The following is a 26009-nucleotide window of genomic DNA, read 5'->3' as shown; positions in this document are numbered from 1 at the left end:
CGCCCACCGGCCGATTCATAGGCCGATTCACTGGCCGGCTCACCTGACGCTCAGCGCGCGCAGGGCCGACTTGAGCAGCGCGGCGACCTGGGGGGCCCGGCCGGCGGCGACCTCGGCGTCGGCCTCGGGGGCCACCGCGGCGACAGCCTCGTCCGCGTCCCTGGCGGAGTAACCAAGACCGACCAGGCCGGAATGGACGTGATCGCGCCACGGGGTGACCGGCGCCCCGCCGCCCAGGGCGGCGTTGACCGCCTCCTCCGGCGTGCCGAGCTTGCCCTTGAGCTCCAGGACGATGCGCTGCGCGCCCTTCTGCCCGATGCCGGGAACCATGGTCAGCGCCTTGATGTCGGCGCTCGCGACGGCCACCCGCAGCGCGCTCGGCGTGTGCACGGCCAGCATGGCGAGCGCGATGCGCGGGCCGACGCCGCTGGCGGTCTGCAGCATCTCGAACACGGCGCGCTCATCGTCGGAGGCGAAGCCGTACAGCGTGAGCGACTCCTCGCGGACGACGAGCGAGGTCGCGAGCCTGCCGGGCTCGCCCACCCGGAGGCCGGCCAGCGTGCCCGGCGTGCAGTGAACCAGCATGCCGACACCGCCGACCTCGATCACGGCGGCCTCCGGCCCGATCCCGGTCACCCGGCCCGCCACGGATGCGATCACTGCGCGCTCCCTCCCCCATCGGCCCGCCCGGCCTCGCGGACCACAGTCCTACCAGAAGGAACCGACATCCCGGTGGCCGGCGGCGTCATCGAGCGCCTCATCGGCCGGCCCCGGGATGGCGGTAACCGGGCGGGAGCGTGACGGCCGCCCCCGGGGCGCCTCTTCTGGCCAGGGCCTGGGCCAACCGGTTCTGCGCGCCCCCACGCCAGACGTGGCAGATGGCGAGGGCCAGTGCGTCGGCGGCGTCGGCGGGCTTGGGCATGGCGTCGAGCCTGAGCACCCGGGTGACCATGGTGCCGACCTGCTTCTTGTCGGCGTTACCGTTCCCGGTGATGGCGGCCTTGACCTCGCTCGGCGTGTGCAGCGCGACCGGCAGGCCCCGCCGCGCGGCGCAGGTGATGGCGACCGCGGACGCCTGCGCGGTGCCCATGACGGTGCGGACGTTGTGCTGGGCGAAGACCCGCTCCACGGCCACCGCGTCCGGCCGGATCTCGTCGAGCCAGCGCTCGATCTCGGCCTCGATGGCGACCAGGCGCGCGCCGATGTCGTCGTCGGCGGGGGTGCGCACCACCCCGACGGCCACCATGCGCAGCGCCGCGCCGGGCCGGCCCTCGACCGCGCCGAGGCCGCACCGGGTCAGCCCCGGATCGACTCCCATCACCCTCAGCTCGGGCAATCGCACCGGAACGCCTCCCCCGGGTCGGTTCTTCGCCGAACATCTGTTCGGCGAAGAACTCTACTCCCGCAGGAGGCGCGAGATCGCGGATAAGGCGGGATCAGAAGTAGTCGATCATGTACGGCGTGCAGTGGAAGGCCGAGTCGAGCGCCTCGTCGTCCTCGGCGGAGCCGCCCGTGACCAGGCCGGTACGGCGCAGCGTGGCCGTGGGGACGCCGGCGAACAGCGCGGACAGGCCGCCGACGGTGAACGTGGGCCCGTCGCCGGAGCCGGCGGTGGCCGTCCCCGATCCGGAGGAGACCTCCAGCCGCCACGAACCGGAGTTCGCCGGCCGCTGCGGGTCCTCGACGTGGACGACCGTGTCCAGCGAGACCCCCGAGGGGAACCCGCGCCGCGCGACAGCCGCTGGGAGGTCGATCAGGCGGAACATCCACCGCGTCTGCCTGATCTCCTCGTTCGACCGCTCGCGGAGCAGCCAGAGCACCGGGTCGTTCGGCTCGATGACCGCCGTGACCGACTTGGCGACCGAGGAGGCGGTGCCGACCAGCGACCAGAGGGCTCGCGTGGTCGCCTCGGACCCCGCCACGCAGCCGTCGACCTCGATGTCCCTGCCGCTCCACCGGTAGATCACGAAGCCGTCGTCGGCGATGTAGCAGAAGTCGTCGTCATCGGCGAGCCACAGCCGCCACGTGCGCTCGTCGTAGCACAGCGGGCCGGACGCGCGGGTCAAGGCGTAGACCCGCGCCATCGTGGCCATCAGTTCCGGCGCGTCGTCGGGGCCCATCCGGCGCAGCTTCACACCGGCGGCGCGGGCGTCTCCCGCGGCGAGCGTGCGCAGCGCCTCGGTGGGGAGGGTGATCTTGTTCAGACCGCCCGCGTGCTCCCAGCCCATGCCGCGATAGAGCGGCGTGGTCGCGGGATAGAGCGCGGAGGCGACATGGCCCAGTTCGGCCGCGCGCTCGATGGTGGCCCGCATGATCGTGCGGCCGATCCCGCGCCCCCGGTCCTCCGGCGCCACGGTGACGCCCGCGACACCGCCCATCGACAGCGGCCGGCCGTGCCACCACTGGGTGTACGCGTTGATCCGCGAGGTCGCGACCAAGCGGGGGCCGTCGAGGACACCGATGTAGCGCCCTTCCGACAGGAGCGGCCCCACCATCTGGCGCCAGATGTCGGCGTTGCCGCTGGAGATCGGCCCGAAGGCGCGCTTACGGATGTCGAGCACCGCGTCGAGGTCGTCGGCGGTCAGATCACGGATATCCACGAGCGCTCAAAATATGCCGCGCGCCGATCCGCCGCCAACCGGATTTCCGCGCTGCCCCCGCCTCACCGTCGCGGCCACGACACCGCCGCAACACAGCCACGACACAGCCACAACACGGCCATATGGCGGCCGGGGCACGGTGCGGGCGGCGGCTTCGCGGAGCCGGCCTACGCCTCCAGCTTCTCCATGATCTCGTCGGAGACGTCGAAGTTGGCCCAGACGTTCTGCACGTCGTCGCTGTCCTCGAGCGCGTCGATGAGGCGGAAGACCTTGCGCGCGCTCTCCTCGTCGAGCGGGATGTTCATGCTCGGCAGGAAGCTCTGCTCGGCGGACTCGTAGTCGATCCCGGCGTCCTGGAGCGCGGCGCGGACCGGGACCAGGTTCGTGGCCTCGCACACCACCTCGAAGGATTCACCGAGGTCGTTGACCTCCTCGGCGCCCGCGTCCAGGACGGCCATCAGCACGTCGTCCTCGGAGAGGTCGCCGTTTTTCGTCAGGAGGACGACGCCCTTGCGGTTGAACATGTAGGACACCGACCCGGGGTCGGCCAGGGAGCCGCCGTTGCGGGTCAGCGCGACGCGGACCTCGGACGCCGCCCGGTTGCGGTTGTCGGTGAGGCACTCGATCAGCACGGCCACGCCGCCGGGGGCGTAGCCCTCGTACATGATGGTCTGCCAGTCGGCGCCGCCGGCCTCCAGGCCGCCGCCGCGCTTGCGCGCCCGCTCGATGTTGTCGATCGGCACGGAGTTCTTCCGCGCCTTGGTGATCGCGTCGTACAGGGTCGGGTTGCCGTCCGGGTCCGGGCCGCCGGTCCGGGCCGCGACTTCGATGTTCTTGATGAGCTTGGCGAACAGCTTGCCGCGCTTGGAGTCGAGCGCGGCCTTCTTGTGCTTCGTCGTCGCCCATTTGGAGTGGCCGGACATCGCCTAGAACTCCCTCACCATTTCGACAAAATACGAATGCACCCGCGCGTCGCCCGTCAGTTCCGGGTGGAAGGACGTCGCGAGCAGAGGTCCCTGTCGGACCGCGACGATCCTACCCCCGGGCTCGGCCCGGCCCAGCACCTCCACGTCGGGTCCGACCGACTCGACCCACGGCGCGCGGATGAAGACGGCCCGGAGCCGTCCCCTGCCGGCGAAGTCGAGGTCGGCCTCGAACGAGTCGACCTGGCGGCCGAAGGCGTTGCGGCGTACGACCATGTCGATGCCGCCGAGCGTCTCCTGGCCGTCGATGCCGCCCTCGATCCGGTCGGCGAGCATGATCATCCCGGCGCAGGAGCCGTACGCGGGCAGGCCCTCCTTGATCCGCAGCTTGAGCGGTTCGAGCAGGTCGAACACGGTCGCGAGTTTCCACATCGTGGTCGATTCCCCGCCGGGGATGACCAGCGCGTCGACCGCGTCGAGTTCGCTCCTGCGGCGTACGGCCATCGCCTTCGCACCCGCGGCCTCGATGGCGCGGGCATGCTCACGCACATCGCCCTGGAGGGCGAGCACGCCGATCAACGGCGCAGTCGTCACGATCGTCCTTTCGTCCGGCGGTGGTCCCAGCGTAGAACCAAGGCGCAGAACGTCCCAACCCATACGCTTTATGCCTGTGCGGGCGAGGCGTCCTGGAAGGTGTGATCGACGTCGACGTGGTCCAGAACCGCCAGGTGGTGCCGCCGGGCGAACAGGATCGCGATGCCGGCCACGCAGCAGGCCGCTCCCACGTAGTACGGCACGGCGTTCCCGAACTCGAGATGGGCTGGCGGAGGATCCCGCCGGATTGCTGCGACAACGTGGGGCCCCTTCAGCTGCGGCCGAGCTTGGCGAGGGCGGGCAGGGCGACGTCGACGGCCGCGCGCTCCTCGGGGGTGAGGGCGGCCAGATGGCGGGCGAGGTAGGCGATCCTGGCCCGCCGTACGGCGTGGAGGCGGGTGCGCCCCTCGTCGGTGAGCTCCACGGTGCGGACCCGCGCGTCGGACGGGTCGGCCGCGCGCGCCACGAGCCCGGCCTCCTCCAGCCGGTTGATCTGCACCGTCATCGTGGGAAGCTGCACCGCGTGCTCCTCGGCCAGCTCCGTCATGCGCCGGCCGCCGCCCTCGAGCGAGCCGAGCACGGAGTACTGCTGGGTGGTGATCGGCTGGCCGGCCGTCGTGCGGCGCAGCAACAGCACAAGGTGGCGCAGCTCGCGGGACAGGCTTTCGGCCAGCACCTGTGTTTCATCCGTCGTCATACTTAGACATACTAACTTAGCCTGTCTAAGTATCTACCCGGCAGGGTCCCGCAATGCTGTCCCCTGAAATGCGGAAACGGCGGTCCCGAGTTACGGGACCGCCGTCGGTTCAGCCGCGAAGTGCCGCGATCACCAGCCGCGCTCGGCCAGCCGGTGCGGGACCGGGATGTCGTCCACGTTGATGCCGACCATCGCCTCGCCGAGACCGCGCGACACCTTGGCGACGACGTCGGGGTCGTCGTAGAAGGTGGTGGCCTTCACGATGGCGGCGGCGCGCTTGGCCGGGTCACCGGACTTGAAGATGCCCGACCCGACGAAGACGCCCTCGGCGCCGAGCTGCATCATCATCGCGGCGTCGGCCGGGGTGGCGATGCCGCCCGCGGTGAACAGCACGACCGGCAGCTTGCCGGCCTTGGCCACCTCGGCGACCAGCTCGTACGGCGCCTGCAGCTCCTTGGCGGCGACGTACAGCTCGTCCTCGGACAGCGAGGACAGCCGGCGGATCTCGGCGCGGATCGTACGCATGTGGGTGACGGCGTTGGAGACGTCACCGGTGCCGGCCTCGCCCTTGGAGCGGATCATCGCGGCGCCCTCGGTGATGCGGCGCAGCGCCTCACCGAGGTTGGTGGCGCCGCAGACGAAGGGGACGGTGAAACGCCACTTGTCGATGTGGTTGGCGTAGTCGGCCGGGGTCAGGACCTCGGACTCGTCGATGTAGTCGACGCCAAGCGCCTGCAGCACCTGGGCCTCGACGAAGTGGCCGATGCGGGCCTTGGCCATGACGGGGATCGAGACGGTGTTGATGATGCCCTCGATCATGTCGGGGTCACTCATCCGGGACACCCCGCCCTGGGCGCGGATGTCGGCGGGCACCCGCTCCAGCGCCATGACCGCGACGGCTCCCGCGTCCTCGGCGATCTTGGCCTGCTCGGGCGTGACGACGTCCATGATGACGCCGCCCTTGAGCATCTCGGCCATGCCTCGCTTCACACGGGCGGTGCCGACGGCGGTCTCGTTGACTTCGGGCGTGCTGCTGGACACGTTGCTACCTCACGAGGCGGACCAATGGAATCCCCTCCATGTTAGGTCCTGACCGAACCTTGGCCCGACGCGCCATCCTGTAAGGGTTACCTGTTCCTTTTGTACGCCCCGCCCACACCCTTGGGCGGCCCGCCCGTCCCCGCCGCCGCGTACCGGCTGTCAGGGGGCGACGGGCTTGCGCGAGGCGAGGACGACCCAGACCTGGCCGCGGGCGAACGGCATCGGTGAGCCGTCGGCCATGGTGTAGGTGGTGCCCTCCTCCTCCGAGGGGCGCTCCCACTTGACCTTGTAGGCCATGCCGTCCCGCAGGACGACGCCCGTGCCCTTGCCCACGGTGTGGACCATGGGCGTGTAGCTGCCGGTGAAGTCGTGGAACTCCGACCTGTCGGTCTTGACCCACTGCACCACGATCGTCGGCGCGCCCTGCTGGCCGCCCTCGGCCGCCACGTCCTTCTTGCCGTCCTGGCTGACCAGCCAGCGCTTGTGGGCCTCCGACCAGGCGAACTCGAAGCGCGCCGCGGGGTAGCGCACCTGGACCTTCTCCTTCGGGACGCCTCCCGCCGGGGGCTCGTCGGAGAACACGAAGCCGATGTCGTCGGCCTTGCTGGCCTGGGAGGCCTTGGCGAGCAGCTTCTTGGGGGTCGCGAACAGGTTGTACGGCGCGTACCTGCCCTGCGCCCGGAAGTAGGCGCCGGGCGCGCTGCTGTCGGAGACGTCGAACAGCGACGCCTTCTGCACGTACGGGATCATCTTGGTCTGGACGCCGGAGTACGACAGGGCGGGCTTGCCGAACTGCGGCAGGATGTGCAGGTCGGAGATGCGGGCGCTGCGGACGGGCCCCACCTCGGCCGGCACCTTGGACGAGAAGATCGCCATGAGGCGGGTCAGCCCGCCCTCGACCTGCTCGACGTAGACGATGTCGGCGCTGCGCACGCCCATCTGGGGCTTCCCCGCCGAGGTGTTCTCGATCTTCACGGCGAGCACCGGACGGCGCTGGGCCACGGGGAGACCGGTGAACGGGTGCTCGGGCGGCGGGGTGGGAGACGGAGAGGCGACCGCGGCCTGCGGCTGCGCGGGCGGGGCGTCGCCGTCGGAGGAGCACGCCGCCCCGGCGAGGACCGCCCCCAGACCAAGCGTGACACCGATCACCCGTTGCGCCCGCACCCCTCAGCTCCTCCCTTGGAGAACCGGCCGAACCGGCAGGAAATGCCGCGCCCGCACCGGCTCGCGCCGCGAAATGGCAACGAGCTTACCGGCGTCAGACAGTAGATCCCTCTTGGAACGGTCAAAACCGACTATTCCGCAGCGAAAGCCGCCGGTGGCGCGTCGTCGATCTCGAAGAACCGAGGATATTCGGTGTGCCCGGCCAATCTCAGTGACCGCGCCAGCCAGCGGCGTTGCGCCGTACGGGTGACGTCGACGGCGTTGTTGTAGAAGCGCCGGGAGTAGACGACCTTCGCGACCGCGGCGTCGAGCTCCTCCAGCAGCGCGGGCCCGGCCGGATGCTCGGCCAGCTTCTCCCGGAACCGCTCCTGGTCCACGACCGCGCGCAGCGTCCCGGACAGATCGCTCTCGGCGTGTTCGCGCTCATCCGGCCCGGCCGTACGGGCCTCATGGGCGGAGGCCGCGAGCACGAGCGAGGTCGCGGGGTCGAGGAGGCGCGACCCGGCGAGCTCCAGGCAGACCGCGGCCCGCCGCAGGAGGGACGCGTCCAGCGCGGCGTGCGCCGTCTCCAGCCGGATGTGCAACCGGTCGAGCCGGCCGGCCCGCCAGGAGATGTAGACGGCCGTGAGCACGACGAGCACGCCCACGACCAGGATCAGGACGGTGGTCGTCACGGGGCGTCGTCCTCCACGACACCGGCGGCCGCGTCGGTCACGGTCTCGTAGACGCGCAACACGTCGCGGGCGACGGTGGACCAGTCGTACTTGCGCACCGCGTGCCGGGCTTCGTCGGACAGCTTGGCGCGGAGCGCGGGATCGTCGAGCAGCCGGGCGGCCTCCTCGGCCAGGGCCTCGGGGTTGCCGGTCTCGAACAGCGCGCCGGCCTGGCCGTCCCCGAGCACCCGCCGGAACGCCGGGATGTCGCTGGCCAGGATGGGCGCTCCCGCCGACATGGCCTCGGTGAGCACGATGCCGAAGCTCTCACCGCCGAGGTTGGGCGCGCAGAAGACGTCGACCGAGTGGTAGGCGCGCACCTTGTCGGCCTCGCTGACCATGCCGAGCAGCCTCACCCGGTCGTGGAACCGCTTGGGCACGCGCTCCAGCACGTCGGCCGCGTCGCCGGGGCCGGCGATCAGCAGCCGGAGGCCCGGCCGGTCCTCCGCGAGGATCTCGAAGGCGGACAGCAGGACGGGCAGTCCCTTGCGTGGCTCGTCCATCCGGCCGAGGAAGCCGACGACACCGCCGTCCGGCCCCCACCCGGGCAGCGGCTCGGCGTCGGTGTACCGGGCGACCGTGACGCCGTTGGGGATGAGCACGGCGTCGCCGCCGAGGTGCTCGACCAGCGTCTTGCGCGCCGCGTCGGAGACCGCGATCCTCCCGGTGATCTTCTCCAGGGCGCTCTGCAGCATCGGCGCGGCCACCGACATGGCGCGGGACCGCTCGTAGGAGGCATGGAACGTCGCGACGATCGGGCCGCGCGCGACCCAGCAGGCGATCAGGCCGAGGGACGGCACCGCCGGTTCGTGCACGTGCAGCACGTCGAACCGGCCCTCGCGGATCCACTTGCGCACCCGGCCCGCCGACAGGAAACCGAACGCGAGCCGCGCGACCGACCCGTTGTACGGCACGGGCACCGCGCGGCCTGCCGACACGACGTACTGCTCCAGAGGGGCGTCCTCGCCCGCCGGGGCGATCACCGAGACGTAGTGGCCGTCGGCGATGAGGGCCTCGGCGAGGTCGCGGACATGGGCCTGGACGCCACCGGGGACCTCCCAGGTGTACGGGCAGACGATGCCGATCCTCATCCCCGCGGCTCCAGGTCGTCCAGCCACAGCCGCTGGAGCATGTGCCAGTCCTCCGGGTGCTCCGCGATGCCCTTCTCGAAGACGGCGGCCATGCTCTGCGTCATCACGGCGACCTTCTCCCGGCGCGTGCCCTCCTCGGGGACCGGGATCTCCTCGTGGATGCGCAACCCCCAGTCGGGCCCGTCGAACCACAGGACGGCGGGCAGCAGCGCCGCCCCCGTCTGGACGGCGAGGAGGGCCGGTCCGGCGACCATGCGGGTTCGGGCGCCGAAGAACTCGACCTCCACCCCGGAGGCGGTCAGGTCGCGGTCGGCGGGCAGGCAGACCGGTCGCCCCGCCCGCAGCCGCTGGGCGAGCGTGCCGAACGCCATGCCGCTGCCGCCATCCTTGCCGGTCAGCGGCAGCACCTCCATGCCGAGGCTCTGGCGGTAGGCGAGGAAGCGCTCGAACAGCGACTCGGGCTTGAGCCGCTCGGCCACGGTCGTGAAGGGGTGGCCCTTGTGCACCAGCCAGGCCCCGGCGACGTCCCAGTTGCCCATGTGGGGCAGGGCGAGCACAACGCCGCGGCCCCTGGCGAGGTTGTCGAAGATCGCCTGCTCGCCGCTGGCGCGCATGCCGCCGAGGATCCGCTCGCGGCTCATCGACGGGAGGCGGAACGCCTCGGCCCAGTAGCGGAAGTAGGAGCGCAGGCCCGCCCGGCTGAGCTCGCGCACGGAGGGGCCCGCCGCGTCGGCCCCGATGACCCGGGACAGGTTGGACTCCAGCCGGCGCACGGACTTGCCCTGCCTGCGCCACATCACGTCGGCGATGGACCGGAAGATCCATCCGGCCACGCTCTCGGGGAGGTGGCGCACCACCGCCCAGCCCGCGGAGTAGCTCGCGGCGACGATCCGATCGGCAACGGGTAGACGCCCGTGGGGGCGCTTCACCTGACCACCGCCTGTCGGTAGACGTGGACCATCCGCTGGACGACCGTGACCGCGCTCGCCCCCGCGAGCAGCCACAACCCGATCGCCAGGATGTACGGCACGCCCAGGCCCGAGAGGCCGGTCGCCACGAGCACGACGGCGATCCGCTCCCCCCGCTCGGCTATGCCGACGTTCGCGGTCATCCCGAGCCCTTCCGCCCGGGCCTTGGCGTATGACACCAATGCTCCCGCGACGAGGCAGAAGAGCGCTACGCCCGCGAGGACGATCTCGGGCTCGTCCTCGAGGATGAAGTGGAGGATGAGCCCGGAGAAGACGGCGGCGTCGCCGAGCCGGTCGAGCGTCGAGTCCAGGAAGGCGCCCCACTTGCTGCCCGTGCCGCCGCTCATCCGGGCGAGCACGCCATCGAGCAGGTCGGCGAGGACGAAGACAGTGATCGCGACAGCCCCCCAGAAGAGGTGGCCCATGGGAAAGAGGATCAGCGCCGCGGCCACCACTCCGAGGGTGCCGACGGCGGTGACGACATCGGGAGAGATCCCGTGGCGGGCGAGCACCCGCCCCAGGGGGGTCAGCACTCGGGTCACGGCGGGGCGCAGGACGTTCAGCATCGCGCTCCGATCGTAGGCCATGGAACGCCTGGTGAGGCGAGCAAGCCCATTCCGCCGAAAGGTCTTGTGATCTGCGCCACATGGGTAAAAGGTGAAGAACACGCGCCTGGGATTCCCGGCGGGGAGGACGGTCGGCCCGTCCTCGCCCGGCGGCTCCACGAGGGACACGACCTGAGGCGAGGGACCCGCCGACCCCAAGGGGCGCGCGCAGCGACGGCAGAGCGGCCGGCGCCCCCGGCCGCTCGCAGATCCGGGAGGCGAAGTGGCGGAGAAGGCGAACGGCGGCCCAACAGGGGCCGCGGGCAGGGCACCCTCGGCCGATCGGCCGGACACGGTGCGCAATGTCGTGCTGGTCGGCCATTCCGGAGCCGGCAAGACCACGCTGGTCGAGGCGCTACTGGCGGCGACGGGCACCATCGCACGTGCTGGCCGGGTCGAGGAGGGCAGCACGGTCAGCGATTTCGACGAGGTGGAGGTGCGCCAGCAGCGCTCGGTAAACCTCTCCCTCGCCCCACTGATGCACAACGGCATCAAGATCAATCTACTGGACACGCCCGGATACGCCGACTTCGTCGGCGACCTCCGGGCCGGGCTGCGCGGCGCCGACGCGGCGCTCTTCGTCGTCTCGGCGGTCGACGGCGTGGACGGGGTCACGCGGATGCTCTGGGAGGAGTGCGGGCTGGTCGGCATGCCCCGCGCGGTGGTCATCACCAAGATCGACCACCATCGGGCCAACTTCGACGAGGTGCTCGCGGCCTGCCAGGGCGCTTTCGGAGACGGCGTCGCCCCGCTGTACCTGCCCGTCGACGGCAGGGGGCTGCTCGGGCTGCTGTCCCAGCGGTTCCTCGACTACTCGGGCGGCGGCCGTACCGAGCGGGAGCCGGACCAGGAGCAGCTCGGGCTGATCGAGCAGTACCGCGGCGATCTGATCGAGGGGATCATCCAGGAGAGCGAGGACGAGTCCCTGATGGACCGCTACCTCTCCGGGGAGTCCATCGACACCAAGATCCTCATCGACGACCTGGAGAAGGCCGTCGCACGGGGCAGCTTCCACCCAGTGCTGGCGACCGCGCCGGGGACCGGCATGCTGGAGCTCCTGGAGATCATCACGCAGGGGTTCCCCTCGCCACTGGAGCACCCGCTGCCCGAGATCACCACGATCGGGGGCCGGCCCGTGACGGACATCACCGGCGACCCTGACGGCCCGCTGGTGGCTGAGGTCGTCAAGACAACGAGCGACCCGTACGTCGGGCGGATCAGCCTGGTCCGGGTCTTCTCCGGGACGCTGCGCCCGGACATGCTCGTCCACGTGTCCGGACACGGCCTCTCCGACCGCGGGCACGAGGACCACGACGTGGACGAGCGCGTCGGCGGCCTCGGCTCGCCTCTCGGGAAGGCGCAGCGCCCGGTCGCCAAGTGCGTGGCCGGGGACATCTGCGCGATCGCCAAGCTGTCCAGGGCCGAGACCGGCGACACGCTGTCGGACAAGGACCGGCCGCTGCTGATGAAGGCCTGGGAGATGCCCGATCCGCTGCTGCCGGTCGCGATCAGGGCGAGATCCAAGGCGGACGAGGACAAGCTCAGCCAGGCGCTGTCCCGCCTGGTGGCCGAGGATCCGACCCTCCGCCTGGAGAACAATGCCGAGACCCGCCAACTCGTGCTCTGGTGCATGGGCGAGGCGCACGCCGACGTGCTGCTGGACCGGATGGCCAGGCGGCACGGTGTGGATGTGGAGCGGGTGCCCCTCCGGGTGCCGCTCCGGGAGACGTTCGGCGGCCGGGCCCAGAGCATGGGCCGGAACGTCAAGCAGACCGGCGGCCACGGACAGTACGCCATCTGCCACATCGAGGTGGAGCCGCTGCCCTCCGGGGGCGGGCTGGAGTTCGTCGACAAGATCGTGGGGGGTGTGATCCCCCGCCAGTTCATCCCGTCCGTGGAGAAGGGCGTCCGGGCGCAGATGGAGCGCGGGGTGGTGGCCGGATACCCCGTGGTCGACATCCGGGTCACGCTGTACGACGGCAAGGCCCACTCCGTCGACTCCTCCGACATGGCGTTCCAGATCGCCGGGCAACTGGCGCTGAAGGAGGCGGCGGGCAAGGTGCCCACGCTGCTGCTCGAACCGGTCGACGAGGTCTCCGTCCTGGTGTCCGACGAGTTCGTGGGCGCCATCATGTCGGACCTGTCCGCGCGCCGCGGCAGGGTCCTCGGCAGCGAGCCGGTCGGCTCGGGACGCACCCTGGTCAAGGCCGAGGTGCCCGAGCTGGAGATCACACGGTACGCCGTCGATCTCCGCTCGATGTCCCACGGGACGGGGACGTTCCATCGGGACTTCCTGCGCTACGAGCCGCTCCCGCCGCACCTCGCGGAGAAGGTCACGGCCGCGGCCGAACGCTGATCCATCGGCGGCCGGGCACCTCGGCGCCCGGCCGCCGATAGGTGCGGTCGCTGGTAATTTCCTTCCCGGGTTCCCGCTTCGGGCCAAACCATCCGTTCGTCGATGCCACACTGATGACCCATGGCGAATCGGGAGGGCCGCCGCGGGCGGGCGATCAATGAGGACCGCACGGCGGGGCGGGTGCTGTCGGTGCGGGGTCCGCTCCTGGCCAGCCTGGTCGTCGCCGCCGCCAGCGCGAGCGCGGCGTACGCCTTCGGGCCCCAGCCCGCTCCGAAGACCCCGACGACGGTGCGGACGGCCGCGGCCGCCGAGACCTGCACGGCGAGCGGCTCCTTTCCCAAGCGGCAGCTCCGCGGGGTGTGGATCGCGACGGTGCACAACTCGGACTGGCCGTCGAGGACGGGGCTCACGCCGGCGCGGCAGCGGGCGGAGTACACCGCGATACTCGACAACGCCGTCAAACGCCGGCTCAACGCGGTGTTCGTCCAGGTCAGGCCCGCATCCGACGCGATCTACCGGTCCTCGCTCGAACCCTGGTCGCAGTACCTCACCGGCACTCCCGGCAAGGATCCGGGCTGGGATCCGCTGCCGTTCCTGATCTCCGAGGCGCACAAACGCGGTCTGGAGTTCCAGGCGTGGTTCAATCCGTACCGCGCGGCGTTCACGACGGACGTGTCGGCGCTTCCGGAGGGGCATCCGGCGCGGGTGCACCCGGAGTGGACGGTCAAGCACGAGGGACGGCTCTACTACAACCCGGGCCTGCCCGAGGTGCGCGACTGGGTGACCAAGGTCGTGACCGACGTGGTGCGCCGCTACGACGTGGACGGGGTCCACTTCGACGACTACTTCTACCCGTATCCCGGCAACGGCACGCGGTTCGCCGACGCCGCGGCGCACGCGGCGTACGGCAAGGGTGTGAAGCTCGCCGACTGGCGGCGGGACAACGTCAACAAGCTGGTCGCGCAGGTGTCCAAGGCCGTGCACCAGACGAAGCCGTACGTGAAGTTCGGGATCAGCCCCTTCGGCATCTGGCGCAACAAGTCGGACGACCCCAAGGGGTCGGACACGAAGGGCATGTCGGCCTATGACGCGATCTACGCGGACGCGAAGGCGTGGATCCGCGCGGGTTCCGTCGACTACCTCGTCCCGCAGCTCTACTGGCCCCGCGGGTTCTCGGTGGCGGACTACGAGGCGCTCGTGCCCTGGTGGGCCGAGGCGGTGCGCGGCAGCGACGTCGATCTCTACATCGGCCAGGCGCTGTACCGCGTCGGCACCAAGGACACCCCCGCCTGGACGAAACCGGCCGAGATGCCCTCCCACCTCACCGTGAACCGCCAGTACCCCGAGGTGAAGGGCGACGTCTACTTCAGCGCCGCCAGTCTCGCCACGAACCCTCTGGGCGTCCTGGACCGCATCGTCAAGAACCACTACACGCGGCCCGCCCTGCTTCCGGTGATCAAGGGCCTCCCCGCGACGGCTCCGGCCGCACCGGCGAGCCTGAAGAGCGCCGCCGGGACGCTGACGTGGTCTCCGTCCTCCCGCGCCCGGGCGTACGCCGTCTACCGGGCCTCCGGCAAGAACGCCGACTGCACGACCGTGGACGCGCACCACCTGGTGGCCGTCGTCTCCGCGGACGACCGCCTCTCATACACGGCCGAGGAGAGCGGCGACTACTACGTCACCGCCCTCGATCGGCTGAACAACGAGAGCGCCCCCGCCCAGGTCAAGGTCACGCTCCCCTGATCGCCCCTCCCCGGCGCTCCGCGTGGGAACGCGAACCGAGGGCGCGGATCGAGGGCACGGATCGAGGGCGCGGATCGGTCAGTCGGCCGGGGTCAGGGCGTGGGCCAGGCGTCGGCGAGCAGGTCCCGCGTGTCGCGCAGCAGTTGCGGGAGGACCTTGGTGTGCCCCACGACCGGCATGAAGTTGGTGTCGCCGCCCCACCGGGGCACCACGTGCTGGTGCAGATGGGCGGCGATGCCCGCGCCGGCGACCTGGCCCAGGTTCATGCCGACATTGAACCCCTGCGCACCGCTGGCCTTGCGCAGCGCCTGCAACGACCGCTTGGTGAAGTCGGCCAGCTCGGCAGTCTCCGCCTCCTCCAGATCGGCATAGTCGGCGACGTGCCGGTACGGGCACACCATCAGGTGACCCGAGTTGTACGGATACAGGTTGAGCACGGCGAACACGGTGGAGCCCCTGGCGACGACGAGGCCGTCCTCGTCGCTCATGGCGGGGATCTCACAGAAGGGGCAGCCGTCCCCGGGCCCCGATCCGCTGGGCTTGTTCTCCCCCTTGATGTAGGCCATGCGGTGCGGAGTCCAGAGCCTCCCAAACGCGTCAGGCACTCCCGCTCCCGGCTGCAGCTCCGGCTCGTTCGTCATGCGGGCCAGCATATTCCGGCCCCCGACGGCACTCGCGTACGGCTCCAGCGACATCCGCAGATGCCGGATAAATCACAACTCGTTCCGGGCCCGCGACGCCGACGGCGGCGCGGCCTGAGATGGTCCGCCCGTGCCGGGCGCACGACGACGAAGCCCCCGCCTCCGGAACGGAGGCGGGGGCTTCTGGTGAGCGGCCCGGGCGCCGGTCCCTCGCGGGGACACCGCCCGGGGTGTCTCAGACCTGGATCCGGCGCTCGACCGCGTCGACGATCTCGGCGATCGCCTCCTCGATCGGGACACCGTTCTTCTGCTCGCCGTTGCGGTAGCGGAAGGAGACCGCGCCGCTCGCGATGTCGTCGTCGCCCGCGAGCAGCATGAACGGCACCTTGGCCTTCTGCGCGTTGCGGATCTTCTTCTGCATCCGGTCGTCGGCGGTGTCGACCTCGACCCGGATCCCCTGCTCCCGCAGCCGCTTGGCGACGTCCTGCAGGTAGGGGGCGTGCGCGTCGGCGATCGGGATGCCGACGACCTGAACCGGAGCGAGCCAGGGAGGGAAGGCGCCGGCGTAGTGCTCGGTCAGCACACCGAGGAACCGCTCGATCGAGCCGAACAGGGCCCGATGGATCATGACGGGCGTCTGGCGACTGCCGTCGGCCGCCTGGTACTCCAGGCCGAACCGCTTGGGCTGGTTCAGGTCGAGCTGGATGGTGGACAGCTGCCAGGTGCGGCCGATCGCGTCCTTGGCCTGCACGGAGATCTTCGGCCCGTAGAAGGCCGCGCCACCCGGGTCGTTCACCAGCTCCAGCCCCGACTCGATGGCGACCTGGTGCAGCGCCTGGGTGGCCTCCTCCCATTCGGCGGGGTCGCCGATGAACTTCTCGGAGTCGTCGCGGGTGGACAGCTCCAGGTAGAAGTCCGGCAGCCCGAAGTCGCGCAGCACGCTGAGCACAAATCTCAGGAGAGACTTGATCTCGTCGGCCATCTGCTCCCTGGTGGTGTAGATGTGCGAGTCGTCCTGCGTCATGCCGCGCACCCGGGTCAGCCCGTGCACCACGCCCGACTTCTCGTACCGGTAGACCGAGCCGAACTCGCACAGCCGCAGCGGCAGCTCACGGTAGGAACGCCCCCGCGACCTGAAGATCAGGTTGTGCATGGGGCAGTTCATCGGCTTGACGCGGTACTCGGTGCCGTCCAGCTCGAAGGGCGGGAACATGTCGTCGGCGTACCAGGGAAGGTGCCCCGAGGTCTCGAAGAGCGACGACTTGGTGATGTGCGGGGTGTTGACGAACTCGTACCCCGCCTCCGCCTGTCGTCTGCGCATGTAGTCTTCCATCTCCTTGCGGATGATCCCGCCCTTGGGGTGGAAGACCGGCAGGCCGCTGCCCAGCTCCGGCGGGAAGCTGAACAGGTCGAGCTCAGCGCCGAGCTTGCGGTGGTCGCGCTTCTCCGCCTCCTCCAGCAGGTGGAGGTACTCGTCCTGCTTCTCGCGCGACTCCCAGGCCGTGCCGTAGATGCGCTGGAGCTGCGGGTTCTTCTCGCTGCCCCGCCAGTAGGCGCCGCCGGACCGCATGAGCTTGAACGCCGGGATGACCCGGGTGGTCGGCAGGTGCGGACCGCGGCACAGGTCCTTCCAGCACAGATCGCCCGACTTGGGGTCGAGGTTGTCGTAGATGGTGAGCTGGCCGGCGCCGACCTCGACGCTCGCGCCGTCGCCCGCGTCGTCCGCGCCGCCCTTGAGCCCGATCAGCTCCAGCTTGTACGGCTCGGCGGCCAGCTCCTCGCGGGCGTCCTCGTCGCTGACGGGACGCCGCCGGAAGGTCTGGCCCTGCTTGACGATCTCGCGCATGCGCTTCTCGATGCGCTTGAGGTCCTCGGGGGTGAAGGGCTCCTTGACGTCGAAGTCGTAGTAGAAGCCGTTCTCCACGGGCGGGCCGATGCCGAGCTTGGCCTCCGGGAAGATCTCCTGGACGGCCTGGGCCATGACGTGGGCGGTGGAGTGGCGCAGGATGGCGCGGCCGTCGGCGCTGTCGATGGCGACCGGCTCGACGACGTCGCCCTCGGCGACCTCGGCGGCCAGGTCCCGCAGCTCGCCGTCGATCCTGGCGGCGATGACCGACCTGCCGTCGGCGTCGAGCGCCTCCCCGGCCGTCGTGCCCGCCGCCACCACGCGCTCGGCTCCGGCGAGGGTGATGCGTATTTCGAGTGCGGCAGACACGCTTGCTCCTTGCACGATTCCGGATGGATGCGACGGCCGCGAATCCCGCGCCGGAGTGCGACGCGCTCGCGGCACCTCACCCTGTGATGTATACCTACCGATGCTACCGGTGCCGTCGGGGCGAATTCGCGCGATCACCCCCTGCCGCATCGATCCCTGATCACTCCGGCGCCGCCGCGCCGCGCGTGACTTCTTCGTGAAGCGTCACCCGCTGTCGTACAGGTGCGGCTCCTCGGCGAGCGCCCGCATCTCGGGCTCTCCCGAGCCGGTCCCGAAGAGCCCCGAAGAGCCTCAGCCGCCATGATCGCGGCAAATTTGTGCGATATGGGTACTTATATGGGGATTTATCCCCATCCCTCAGGCGTACGCCCGGAGAGAAGCTGGCACGGGGCAAGGTCCAGGCGGAGTCCAGGCGGACGAGGGACCCGGGGGGAAAGAACATGGGCGAGCAGGTGTCACCGTCCGCGTCCGCGGACACACTCGATCACGGCGCCGGTCACAGCGGCGGGCGCGGCGGCGGGCACGACGCCGATCGCCGGGCCGGCCGGGGTGCCGGGGACGGCGGCAGTGGCGGTGACGACGCCGGAGCGAGCAACGGTGACGGTGCTGGTGCCGGTGCAGGTGGCGGTCGCGCTGCCGGTGACGATGCGAGTCGCGGTGGGCGGGATCTCACCGGTGCGTCCTGGGGGCGGGCGCGGACCTGGCTCAGGACCGCCGCCGGTCATCTCCACAGGCCGCGCGCTCCCCTGCCAACCATTGACGACCCGAACGACGACCCGAACACCGCGTCCTGGGTCCTCACGCCGCAACCGTCCTGCGTGCGCCGGGCGCGGCGGCTGACCCGCGCCCAGCTCGCGGTCTGGGGTCTGCGGGACCAGCGTGACGTCGCGGAGCTGGTGGTGAGTGAACTGGTCACCAATGCGCTGCGGCACGCGGGCGGGCCGACCAGGCTCAGCCTCTATCTCCTCGACGGCACCCTCCGCTGCGAGGTCGAGGACGCGTACGCGATGCCACCGCCGACGACCCGCCACCCCGGCCACGCCATGAGCGAGACCGGTGCCCGCGACGGGATCCGCGACTCCGAGGACAGCGCCTCCGGTGACAGCGCCTCCGGTGACAGAGCTTCTGGAGGCCACGCCTCCGATGACGGCGGTGCCGTCGCGGCCGCCATCGACTGCGCCTCGTGCACGGACTCCGAGGACGATCATGGGCGCGGGCTGCACCTGATCGAGCGGCTCGCCTGCTGCTGGGGGTGCGTCCGCACCGCCACCGGCAAAGCCGTCTGGGTGGAGCTCCCGCCCCCGGGGCCCATCCGTCATACCTACAGCCACGCCCGGGACATGAGACACGCCTGAGGGCCGGCAGACCGGCGACCGACGCGCGGGATCCGCCGTCTGGATGGCTGATCCTGGAGGCTGGTCCGGGCGGGCGCTCCGTGCTGCTGGTTCGCGCGGCGGGAACCTCAGGAGTCGCCGAACTCGCGATCTTCGGCGGCGTGGTTCCGCTCACGGACCCAGACGGCGATCTGGGCACGTGAGCTGAAGCCGAGCTTGCTCAGGATGTGCTCAATGTGCCCCTCCGCGGTGCGCTGCGCGATCACGAGCGTGGCGGCGATCTCCTTGTTGCTCATGCCCTGGGCGACGAGTTGGGCGATCTCCGTCTCCCTGGGGGTCAGCGGCGACGTCTCGGCGGGCCGCTCCACGCGCTCCGCCTCGGGGGCCGCCTCCTCCAGCGCGTAGGCGACCGCCTCCTCGTACGGGAGCCTGGCCCCGCGTTTGAGCGCGGCGCGGTACCCGGCTTCCCCGAGCCCATCGCGGATCCGGACCTCACATTCATCGCGATAGGGCATCAGATACGCGTAGCTCGACAGGACCGTACCTATCGATTCCCAGATGGCCTGCAGCACTCCCCGCAACCGGCCGGCCCGTTCGTACTTCTCCTGGGTGGCGGCGATCCAGGAGAGCACCTCGATGTCCAGCCCGACGCCGAGCAGGTCGTCGAGCGACCGGTTGAACCGGAGGCTCTCCTTCTCCAGTTCGGCCGCGCGGACGTGGTCGCCCTGGCGCCAGGCTTCGATCCCGAGGGCCATCAGCGCGTACGCCCGGTGCCACCCCTCCCCGTACACGTCGCAGACCTCGACGCACCGCTCCCCCTCCGCGACGGCCATGGCCGACTCGCCGATCAGGGAGTACGACAGGCAGAGCCGCAGATAGGCGAACGCCTCACCCAGAGGATCATCGATGTCGCGATAGCGGCTTACCGCCTCCTCGTACAGCGCGATCGCCCTGGGGGCGTCTCCCTGGTAGAGGGCGACCACCCCGGAGAAGAGCGCGGCGTAGGGGATGATCCGCTCCAGGCCCAGGCTCTCCCCGAGAGCCCGGCTCTCCTCCAGCATCGTCTCGGCCGAGGTGATCTCGGCCTGGATGATGGCCAGCCAGGCGTCGGCCCACAGCGCCCTGGCCCGCGACTCGCTCGGCTCGCTCTCCGCCGCCAGGCCCTTGTCCAGCCAGCTGCGCCCCTCGTTCAGGTAGTAGCTGGTGATCCAGTGGTAGAGGAGGTCGGTCGCCATCTCCAGGCCGACGCGGGTCTCCGCCTGCGCGAAGCAGTACTCCAGCGCGGTCCGCAGATTGGCGTGCTCGCGCTGGAGCCGCGTGAACCACGCGACCTGGTCCGGGCCAAACAGCAGCCGGTCCGCCTCGGCCGCGAGACGCCGGTAGTAGTCCCGATGCCGCCGTCGCATCACGGCGTCCTGGCCGCACTCCTCCAGCCGTTCCCTGCCGTACTGCCGGATCGTCTCGAGGAGCCGGTACCGCATCGACGAGGACTGCTCATCCGGGATCAGGATGGACTTGTCGACCAGGCCGATCACCAGGTCGAGCACGTCCTCTCTGGCGATACCGTCCTCGGAGCAGACCTCCTCGGCCGCCTCCAGATCGAGGCTCCCGGCGAAGACCGAGACCCGCGCCCACAGCAACCGCTCCTGCTCCGTGCAGAGGCCGTAGCTCCAGTCGATCAGCGCGCGCAGCGTCCTGTGGCGCGGCAGAACGGCGCGCGATCCCGCGGTGAGCAGCCGGAACCGGTCGTCGAGTCGATCGAGTAGCTGGTCGAGGGACAGCGCCCGCAGCCGCACCGCGGCCAGTTCGAGCGCGAGCGGTATCCCGTCCAGCCGTCGGCAGATCCGCTCCACCGTCGTGTGGTTGGCCTCCGTGACCGCGAATCCGGGCACCACGGCGGAGGCCCTCTCGGTGAAGAGGCGTACCGCGTCGAACTGCGTCATCGTCTCCAGGGGCAGGACCATGCCGTCCACGTCGGGCAAGGTCATCGCGGGCACGGCCAGCGTCTGCTCGCCCGTGATGCCGAGGGCCTGCCGGCTCGTCGCGAGGATCCGCAGGTCGGACGTGGCCCGGGCGAGCGTCTCCACCAGCACGGCGCAGTCCTGCAGCAGGTGCTCGCAGTTGTCCAGCACCAGCAGCGCCTGCCGGTTCCTCAGGTGGTCGGCGAGAACTTCGACGCATGGCCGCGACGACTGGTTGCGGATCTCCAGCGCCTCGGCGACGGTCTGGCAGAGCATGTCCGGGTCGTCCAGCGCGGCCAGCTCGACCAGCCACACGCCGTCCGGGAAGGCCCGGCGCACGTCGGCGGCGATCCGGAGCGCGAGCCGTGTCTTGCCGACCCCGCCGGGGCCCGTGAAGGTCACGATGCGCGACTGGGACAGCAGACGCTTGGCCTCGACCACCTCGTGGCGACGGCCGATGAAGCTCGTCACCTCGGCGGGCAGCCGGTTTCCTGATCGCTTCGAGGTCTGGGATGTCTTCGCCGCCATCGAACGCCTCAGCTCGCGGACCGCCGTGCCTCTAATCGGACTCGACAGAATCCAGGTTATGTCTCCTCCGTAACTCAGTACACGCACAGGTACGCCACCGCGGACGGGTGGCCGGCCGGTGAGCGGCGGGCTTGCGGCGGGCTTGCGGTGGGTGATCGGCCGGTGATCGGCGAGCGGGCGGCGGGTCAGCCGGGTTCCCTGCCGACCTCCGCCGCGCGCCGGTCCGGGCGCAGCCCGCGCCAGCTCGGGTGGCGCAGCCGGCCGTCCGCGGTCCACTCGGCGTACCGCACCTCCCCCACCAGGACGGGATCGGTCCAGTGCGCGTGCCGCGCGTGCTCGCGCGGCACCTCGTCCGCGAACGGGCTGGTCGCGCGGTCCAGCGGCGCCAGCCGTTCCGCCAGGTCCGCGAGCATCGCGTCGGTGAAGCCGGTGCCGACGTGCCCGGCGTAGACCAGCCGCCCGGCTTCGTCGTGCACGCCGATCAGCATCGAGCCGATGCCCCGCGCGCGCCTCCCCTCGCCCGGCTTCCAGCCGCCGATGACGACCTCCTGGGTGCGGAAGTGCTTCACCTTCAGCCAGTCTCCGCTGCGCCGTCCCGGCTGGTACGCCGAGGACAGCCGCTTGGCGACCACGCCCTCCAGGAGCAGCTCGCGGCTGCTCTCGAACACCGTCGCGCCGCCTCCCGCGGAGTACGGCGGCACGTCCCAGCGCTCCCCCGCCGAGATGGTGCGGTCGAGCAGTTCGCGCCGCTCGACGTACGGCAGGCGGATCGTGGTGGCGTCCCCGAGGTGGAGGATGTCGAAGATCAGATACATGACCGGGGTGGCCCTGGCCAGCACTCTGATCTTGACGGGGTCGCGCTGGTGCATCCGCGGCTGGAGTGCGGCGAAGCTGGGCAGGCCGCGCTCCCCGAACGCCACGATCTCTCCGTCCAGCACGACCGCGCCCCGGACGGCGTCCGCGAGGGGGCCGAGCTCGGGATAGGCGACCGTGACGTCCAGCCCGTTGCGCGAGACCAGGCGCAGCCGCCCGTCCTCGACGTAGCCGATGGCGCGGACGCCGTCCCACTTCATCTCGTAGCCGAACAGCTCGTCCTGCGCCACCGATGGCAACTGCCCGAGCCGGGCCAGCATGGGCGCGTACGCCGGCAGGTGCCCCATGACGGGGCTCCTACCCGGCGGGCGGCCGGTTCGTCACCCCAGCTCGCGGGCCACCGCCTTCGCCCACGCCGTGACGTGGGCGGGGTTCCGGAAGTCGCCCGCCATGCTCCTGGCCATCGTGGACGCGGGGAAGCCCTTGGCGTCGGAGGCCAGCCGCCCTCCGAACGTGACGTGGCCGAGGACCTCCAGCCGGGCGCACCACCGGGTGACGTTCGGCGTGGGAGGGATCTCCCGCTCCACGGCCGAGTGGTCCAGCGGGCCGCTGCTGAACAGCCACACCGACAGGGCGCGCAGGGTGGCCGCGTGACGGCGGGCGAACCTCCGGGCGTCCTTGTGCCATCGCCTCGCGTAGACCGCGCCGCCGAGGATCACCACATCGTACGCACGTACATCCGCGGCATCGCCCGCCGCGACGACGTCGACCTGATGGCCCTCCTCGCGCAGCGCCCGGCCGATCCACTCGGCGATCTCGGCCGTGGACCCCCTCGTGGATCCGTACGCGACCAGTACCCGTGCCATGAAGATCACCTCCGGCGACCAGTGTCCGCCGGGCCGTGCGGCGCGTTCAGGGCCGAAGGTCGGTCCATGATCCGCCGATGGTCCTCCGGCACGGCACAGGTGGGCGATCAGTCTGGCGGGAGCACGGGATTGAGGTGGAACAGCCCGGTCCGCACCTCGCCCCGGCCCTTCTCCCCCTGTACGGCACGGCCGGCGACGGCTCTCAGGACATCGCTGACGGTGACCAGGCCCAGTAGCCTCCCCGCCGCCGAGACGACGGGAACGGCGTCGCAGCCGACGTCGAGCATGACGCCCGTGATCCGCGACAGCGGGTGCCCCGGGCCGACCTTGGGGAGCCTGCGCCGGTCCAGCAGGCTGCCCACCTGGCGGCGCGAGTGCTCGTCCGGGCCGCCGCCGCACCAGGTGGCGGCGACGTCCTCCCTGGTCAGGATGCCGAGCACGTGGCAGTCGTCGTCCACGACCGGCAGGTGGTGGACGCCGCCGCGGCGCATCAGCTCCCACGCCATCAGCGGGGACTCATCGACGGTGACCGTGACCAGTACGCGGGTCATGATCTGCTCCGCGGTCAGGTTCTCCACGCTCATCCCTTCTCCTCTCCCCGGCTCATGACCCCTCCCGAACTCTCCCGAACTTACGAACTCTCCCGGCTCACGAGCGCCGGCTTACGATGGCTCTCCCGGGCGCACGACGGCGACGGCGCAGTGAGCCCGGTGCAGGACCCCGTGGCCGACCGATCCCAGCACGGCCGAGCCGAACCCGCCGAGCCCGCGCGAACCGACCACGAGTAGGTCGGCCCCGCGGGAGAAATCCGACAGGACGGCGATCGGATGCCCGCAGACAGCCGACTGGGTCACCGGGACGTCCGGGTACTTCTCCCGCCACGGCGCGAGCTGCCGGCGCGCGATGTCCGTGCTCTGCTCGAGGACCTCGTCGAGCGCCCGGGTGTAGCCGATCGCGAACGGCGTGAACGCCGGTATCTGCCACGCGTAGACGACACGCACCCCGACGCCGCGCAGCTCCGCCTCCTCGAAGGCGTACCGCATGGCGGCCTCGGAGTGCTCCGAGCCGTCGAAGCCGACGACGATCTCCCGCTGCCCGGCCTTACCCGGTCCGCGTACGACCACGACCGGGCAGGTGGCGTGGCCGGCGACCCCCAGCCCGACCGATCCGAGCACCAGACCGGCGAAGCCGCCCATGCCCCTGCTGCCGACGACCAGGGCGGCGGCCTGCCTGGACTCGGCCTTCAGCTTCTCCACGACCATGCCCGTGGCCAGCTCCGCGGTGACCGCGAGCCCGGGGACGCGCTCCCTGGCGCGCTTGGCGGCCCCGCTGATCACGCCTTCGCAGTAGTCGGACAGCGACTGGTCGAATCCCTCGACCCGGTGGAAGGGGTACTTGTTCGCCCATGGCTCGCGGACGTGCACGATCTTCAGCGGGACGCCCCTGCGCGCGGCGTCGTCCGCCGCCCAGTCCACCGCCGCGGTCGATTGCGGGGAACCGTCGACTCCGACGACGATGGGTCCGGTCATGGCACGTCTCCTTCTCGGGGGCCTGTGATCTCCATTCCATCATCAGGCGGAACGGCCGCGCAGTGGCCCAACGTCCCACGGCTTCGGGACCTCCGCCCCGGACTGGGCCCGGCCGGTGCCCGCTCTCTACCCATCCAGACGAAACGGACGCTAGCGTGCATGACATGATTCGTGTATTCCTCCTGGACGACCACGAGGTCGTGCGACGCGGTGTGGCGGCCCTGCTGGAGGCCGAGGACGACATCGAGGTCATCGGCGAGGCCGGGACGGCCGAGTCCGCGATCGCGCGCATCCCGGCGCTCAAGCCGGATGTGGCGGTCCTCGACGTGCGGCTGCCCGACGGCAACGGCGTCGACGTCTGCCGGGAGGTACGCTCGCGGATGCCCGAGCTGGCCTGTCTCATGCTGACGTCCTTCGCCGACGACGAGGCGCTGTTCGACGCCGTGATGGCCGGGGCCGCCGGGTACGTGCTCAAGCAGATCCACGGCTCCGATCTCGTGGGCGCCGTCCGGACGGTGGCCTCGGGCCAGTCGCTGCTCGATCCGCAGACGACGGCGACCATGCTGCAGCGGCTGCGCGAGCAGGCCGGCAAGAGGGACCCGCTCGCCGCGCTCTCGGAGCAGGAGCGGCACATCCTGGAGCTGATCGGCGAGGGGCTGACCAACCGGCAGATCGGCGAGCGGCTCTACCTCGCCGAGAAGACCGTCAAGAACTACGTCTCCAACCTGCTGAGCAAGCTCAACATGCAGCGGCGCACGCAGGCGGCGGCCCTCGCCGCGCGGCTCAAGGTCGGTCGCGGCGAGTGACCCGCCAGGCGGGTGCTCCGGCCAGGGAGGAGGCCGGAGCACGGCCGAGCGGGGCCGGGGAGTGTTCCGTGGATCTTCTTGGCCTACCGCGGTCGCCGACATCCGTGGTCGGCAAACCTAGAGAAGCGGCGGGACGACCAGGTCGTTCTTGGCGAAGGTGATCTCGGTCGTCACGTCGATCACGCCCTCGACCGCGCGTACGGCCTCCACGAGATGGCAGACCTGGGAGCGCCGCCGCACCCTTCCCCTGATGGTCACCATGCCGGACTCGATGACGATCTCCAGGCATTCCGGATCGGCCTGCCGGATGATCACGTCCGTGATGTCCGCCCGTACGTCCTCGACCGGGCGGTTGAAGATCCGCAGCAGGTCGGACTGGTGCACGGTCCCGGCGATGCGCCCGCTGACCGGGTCGATCACCGGCAGCTGCTTGATCCGCTTCTCGTGCATCAGGCGGGCGGCGACCCGTACGGGCGTCCCGGGGGTCACCGTCACCGGTGGCGTGCTCATGATCTCGGCGGCGGTGACGCCGACCGCCTTGCGCTGCTCGCGGCGCCGCCGACCGGCGTCCAGGATCACGCTGGGTCCTCCGGAAGCACCGGTCTCCCGGATCAGCAGGTCGTCCTCCGACACCACGCCGACAGGCCGGCGTTCGGCGTCGACGACCGCCACCGCGCCCACCCTGAACCTCTCCATGGCGGCGGCGATGTCGGCGAATCCCGCGTCCTCCTGGACCGCGATCGCCACACGTCCCATGACGTCCTTGACGGTGACGGACATGGTTTCCTCCCTCGCTGCCGCGCCTACTTCGCTCCCCGACC

General features: G+C 70.9%; 26 protein-coding genes. 4 read left to right on the top strand and 22 right to left on the bottom strand.

The annotated features are described in order from the left end of the window. Window positions 1-39: 39 nt before the first annotated feature. From ruvA to pgsA, 13 genes are all read right to left on the bottom strand, one after another. Window positions 40-660: a Holliday junction branch migration protein RuvA gene (gene ruvA, locus QSK17_RS29965; RefSeq protein ID WP_285708855.1), complete on the bottom strand. Its 621-nt coding sequence runs from the start codon at window positions 658-660 to the stop codon at window positions 40-42. A 97-nt stretch (window positions 661-757) separates the two neighbouring features. Beyond that, window positions 758-1327, bottom strand: coding sequence for a crossover junction endodeoxyribonuclease RuvC (gene ruvC / locus QSK17_RS29960; RefSeq protein WP_285708898.1), 570 nt, complete (start codon window positions 1325-1327; stop codon window positions 758-760). 109 nt (window positions 1328-1436) lie between these two features. Next, entirely contained in the window at window positions 1437-2600 is a 1164-nt protein-coding gene (locus QSK17_RS29955) for a GNAT family N-acetyltransferase (RefSeq protein WP_285708853.1), read from the bottom strand. A 167-nt stretch (window positions 2601-2767) separates the two neighbouring features. Then, window positions 2768-3523 (bottom strand): YebC/PmpR family DNA-binding transcriptional regulator, encoded by a 756-nt coding sequence (locus QSK17_RS29950; protein ID WP_285708852.1) that lies wholly within the window; start codon window positions 3521-3523, stop codon window positions 2768-2770. A 3-nt stretch (window positions 3524-3526) separates the two neighbouring features. Continuing rightward, on the bottom strand, window positions 3527-4117 hold the full coding sequence (pdxT, locus tag QSK17_RS29945) for a pyridoxal 5'-phosphate synthase glutaminase subunit PdxT (protein WP_285708851.1): 591 nt from the start codon (window positions 4115-4117) through the stop codon (window positions 3527-3529). A gap of 68 nt (window positions 4118-4185) precedes the next feature. Further along, on the bottom strand, window positions 4186-4320 hold the full coding sequence (locus tag QSK17_RS29940; RefSeq protein WP_285708850.1) for a hypothetical protein: 135 nt from the start codon (window positions 4318-4320) through the stop codon (window positions 4186-4188). A gap of 68 nt (window positions 4321-4388) precedes the next feature. Next, window positions 4389-4814 (bottom strand): MarR family winged helix-turn-helix transcriptional regulator, encoded by a 426-nt coding sequence (locus tag QSK17_RS29935; RefSeq protein ID WP_285708849.1) that lies wholly within the window; start codon window positions 4812-4814, stop codon window positions 4389-4391. 129 nt (window positions 4815-4943) lie between these two features. Next, a complete protein-coding gene (gene pdxS / locus QSK17_RS29930) occupies window positions 4944-5855 on the bottom strand; it encodes a pyridoxal 5'-phosphate synthase lyase subunit PdxS (protein WP_285708847.1) in 912 nt (303 codons plus the stop codon). Window positions 5856-6014: 159 nt separating this feature from the next. Beyond that, entirely contained in the window at window positions 6015-7019 is a 1005-nt protein-coding gene (locus QSK17_RS29925; protein WP_285708845.1) for a DUF3048 domain-containing protein, read from the bottom strand. Between the two features lie 131 nt (window positions 7020-7150). Continuing rightward, the gene (locus QSK17_RS29920) at window positions 7151-7693 is read right to left on the bottom strand and encodes a LemA family protein (protein ID WP_285708844.1); all 543 of its coding nucleotides are present in this window, start codon (window positions 7691-7693) and stop codon (window positions 7151-7153) included. Further along, window positions 7690-8823 (bottom strand): glycosyltransferase family 4 protein, encoded by a 1134-nt coding sequence (locus QSK17_RS29915; protein WP_285708843.1) that lies wholly within the window; start codon window positions 8821-8823, stop codon window positions 7690-7692. Before QSK17_RS29915 ends, QSK17_RS29920 begins: the two co-directional genes overlap by 4 nt. Then, a complete protein-coding gene (locus QSK17_RS29910; RefSeq protein WP_285708841.1) occupies window positions 8820-9752 on the bottom strand; it encodes a phosphatidylinositol mannoside acyltransferase in 933 nt (310 codons plus the stop codon). Before QSK17_RS29910 ends, QSK17_RS29915 begins: the two co-directional genes overlap by 4 nt. Then, complete coding sequence (pgsA, locus tag QSK17_RS29905; RefSeq protein WP_285708897.1) at window positions 9749-10357, bottom strand: phosphatidylinositol phosphate synthase; 609 nt, start codon at window positions 10355-10357, stop codon at window positions 9749-9751. Before pgsA ends, QSK17_RS29910 begins: the two co-directional genes overlap by 4 nt. A 262-nt stretch (window positions 10358-10619) precedes the next feature. Here pgsA and QSK17_RS29900 point away from each other — a divergent pair, with 262 nt between their 5' ends. Next, a complete protein-coding gene (locus QSK17_RS29900; protein WP_285708840.1) occupies window positions 10620-12752 on the top strand; it encodes an elongation factor G-like protein EF-G2 in 2133 nt (710 codons plus the stop codon). A 120-nt stretch (window positions 12753-12872) separates the two neighbouring features. Next, window positions 12873-14495: a glycoside hydrolase family 10-like protein gene (locus tag QSK17_RS29895; RefSeq protein ID WP_285708839.1), complete on the top strand. Its 1623-nt coding sequence runs from the start codon at window positions 12873-12875 to the stop codon at window positions 14493-14495. A gap of 92 nt (window positions 14496-14587) precedes the next feature. Here QSK17_RS29895 and QSK17_RS29890 read toward each other — a convergent pair whose 3' ends face one another. The 3 genes from QSK17_RS29890 to QSK17_RS29880 all read right to left on the bottom strand — a co-directional run bounded on the left by QSK17_RS29890 (window position 14588) and on the right by QSK17_RS29880 (window position 18082). After that, window positions 14588-15136: an HIT family protein gene (locus tag QSK17_RS29890; protein ID WP_285708838.1), complete on the bottom strand. Its 549-nt coding sequence runs from the start codon at window positions 15134-15136 to the stop codon at window positions 14588-14590. Window positions 15137-15371: 235 nt separating this feature from the next. Further along, a complete protein-coding gene (thrS, locus tag QSK17_RS29885) occupies window positions 15372-17351 on the bottom strand; it encodes a threonine--tRNA ligase (RefSeq protein WP_285708837.1) in 1980 nt (659 codons plus the stop codon). Window positions 17352-17806: 455 nt separating this feature from the next. Next, window positions 17807-18082 carry a hypothetical protein gene (locus tag QSK17_RS29880; RefSeq protein WP_285708903.1) on the bottom strand — a complete coding sequence of 92 codons (276 nt, stop codon included), beginning with the start codon at window positions 18080-18082 and terminating at the stop codon, window positions 17807-17809. Between the two features lie 15 nt (window positions 18083-18097). Here QSK17_RS29880 and QSK17_RS29875 point away from each other — a divergent pair, with 15 nt between their 5' ends. Further along, complete coding sequence (locus QSK17_RS29875; RefSeq protein WP_285708896.1) at window positions 18098-18706, top strand: ATP-binding protein; 609 nt, start codon at window positions 18098-18100, stop codon at window positions 18704-18706. A gap of 107 nt (window positions 18707-18813) precedes the next feature. Here QSK17_RS29875 and QSK17_RS29870 read toward each other — a convergent pair whose 3' ends face one another. The 5 genes from QSK17_RS29870 to QSK17_RS29850 all read right to left on the bottom strand — a co-directional run bounded on the left by QSK17_RS29870 (window position 18814) and on the right by QSK17_RS29850 (window position 24382). Beyond that, the gene (locus QSK17_RS29870) at window positions 18814-21174 is read right to left on the bottom strand and encodes an ATP-binding protein (RefSeq protein ID WP_285708836.1); all 2361 of its coding nucleotides are present in this window, start codon (window positions 21172-21174) and stop codon (window positions 18814-18816) included. 185 nt (window positions 21175-21359) lie between these two features. Next, entirely contained in the window at window positions 21360-22334 is a 975-nt protein-coding gene (gene ligD, locus QSK17_RS29865; protein ID WP_285708835.1) for a non-homologous end-joining DNA ligase, read from the bottom strand. Window positions 22335-22367: 33 nt separating this feature from the next. Further along, the gene (locus tag QSK17_RS29860) at window positions 22368-22853 is read right to left on the bottom strand and encodes a flavodoxin domain-containing protein (protein WP_285708834.1); all 486 of its coding nucleotides are present in this window, start codon (window positions 22851-22853) and stop codon (window positions 22368-22370) included. A 107-nt stretch (window positions 22854-22960) separates the two neighbouring features. After that, window positions 22961-23437, bottom strand: coding sequence for a CBS domain-containing protein (locus QSK17_RS29855; RefSeq protein ID WP_285708833.1), 477 nt, complete (start codon window positions 23435-23437; stop codon window positions 22961-22963). A 78-nt stretch (window positions 23438-23515) separates the two neighbouring features. Beyond that, window positions 23516-24382, bottom strand: coding sequence for a universal stress protein (locus QSK17_RS29850; RefSeq protein ID WP_285708832.1), 867 nt, complete (start codon window positions 24380-24382; stop codon window positions 23516-23518). A 164-nt stretch (window positions 24383-24546) separates the two neighbouring features. On the opposite strand from QSK17_RS29850, the gene QSK17_RS29845 reads away from it, so the two are divergent. Then, the gene (locus QSK17_RS29845; RefSeq protein ID WP_285708831.1) at window positions 24547-25188 is read left to right on the top strand and encodes a response regulator; all 642 of its coding nucleotides are present in this window, start codon (window positions 24547-24549) and stop codon (window positions 25186-25188) included. 117 nt (window positions 25189-25305) lie between these two features. Here QSK17_RS29845 and QSK17_RS29840 read toward each other — a convergent pair whose 3' ends face one another. Beyond that, window positions 25306-25968: a CBS domain-containing protein gene (locus QSK17_RS29840; protein WP_285708830.1), complete on the bottom strand. Its 663-nt coding sequence runs from the start codon at window positions 25966-25968 to the stop codon at window positions 25306-25308. Between the last annotated feature and the right edge of the window lie 41 nt (window positions 25969-26009).

The sequence above is a fragment of the Microtetraspora sp. NBRC 16547 genome (assembly GCF_030268965.1).
Lineage (GTDB): Bacteria > Actinomycetota > Actinomycetes > Streptosporangiales > Streptosporangiaceae > Microtetraspora.
This window is presented reverse-complemented; position numbering and strand designations above follow the sequence as displayed.

Bases quoted from the DNA above. Each gene is read 5' to 3' on its own strand.
- QSK17_RS29855 (WP_285708833.1), bottom strand. From the start codon at position 23,437: ATGAGCGTGGAGAACCTGACCGCGGAGCAGATCATGACCCGCGTACTG.
- QSK17_RS29895 (WP_285708839.1), top strand. From the start codon at position 12,873: ATGGCGAATCGGGAGGGCCGCCGCGGGCGGGCGATCAATGAGGACCGC.
- QSK17_RS29915 (WP_285708843.1), bottom strand. From the start codon at position 8,823: ATGAGGATCGGCATCGTCTGCCCGTACACCTGGGAGGTCCCCGGTGGC.
- QSK17_RS29935 (WP_285708849.1), bottom strand. From the start codon at position 4,814: ATGACGACGGATGAAACACAGGTGCTGGCCGAAAGCCTGTCCCGCGAG.
- QSK17_RS29870 (WP_285708836.1), bottom strand. From the start codon at position 21,174: ATGGCGGCGAAGACATCCCAGACCTCGAAGCGATCAGGAAACCGGCTG.
- ligD (WP_285708835.1), bottom strand. From the start codon at position 22,334: ATGGGGCACCTGCCGGCGTACGCGCCCATGCTGGCCCGGCTCGGGCAG.
- QSK17_RS29850 (WP_285708832.1), bottom strand. From the start codon at position 24,382: ATGACCGGACCCATCGTCGTCGGAGTCGACGGTTCCCCGCAATCGACC.
- QSK17_RS29950 (WP_285708852.1), bottom strand. From the start codon at position 3,523: ATGTCCGGCCACTCCAAATGGGCGACGACGAAGCACAAGAAGGCCGCG.
- QSK17_RS29840 (WP_285708830.1), bottom strand. From the start codon at position 25,968: ATGTCCGTCACCGTCAAGGACGTCATGGGACGTGTGGCGATCGCGGTC.
- QSK17_RS29860 (WP_285708834.1), bottom strand. From the start codon at position 22,853: ATGGCACGGGTACTGGTCGCGTACGGATCCACGAGGGGGTCCACGGCC.
- pgsA (WP_285708897.1), bottom strand. From the start codon at position 10,357: ATGCTGAACGTCCTGCGCCCCGCCGTGACCCGAGTGCTGACCCCCCTG.
- QSK17_RS29845 (WP_285708831.1), top strand. From the start codon at position 24,547: ATGATTCGTGTATTCCTCCTGGACGACCACGAGGTCGTGCGACGCGGT.
- QSK17_RS29890 (WP_285708838.1), bottom strand. From the start codon at position 15,136: ATGACGAACGAGCCGGAGCTGCAGCCGGGAGCGGGAGTGCCTGACGCG.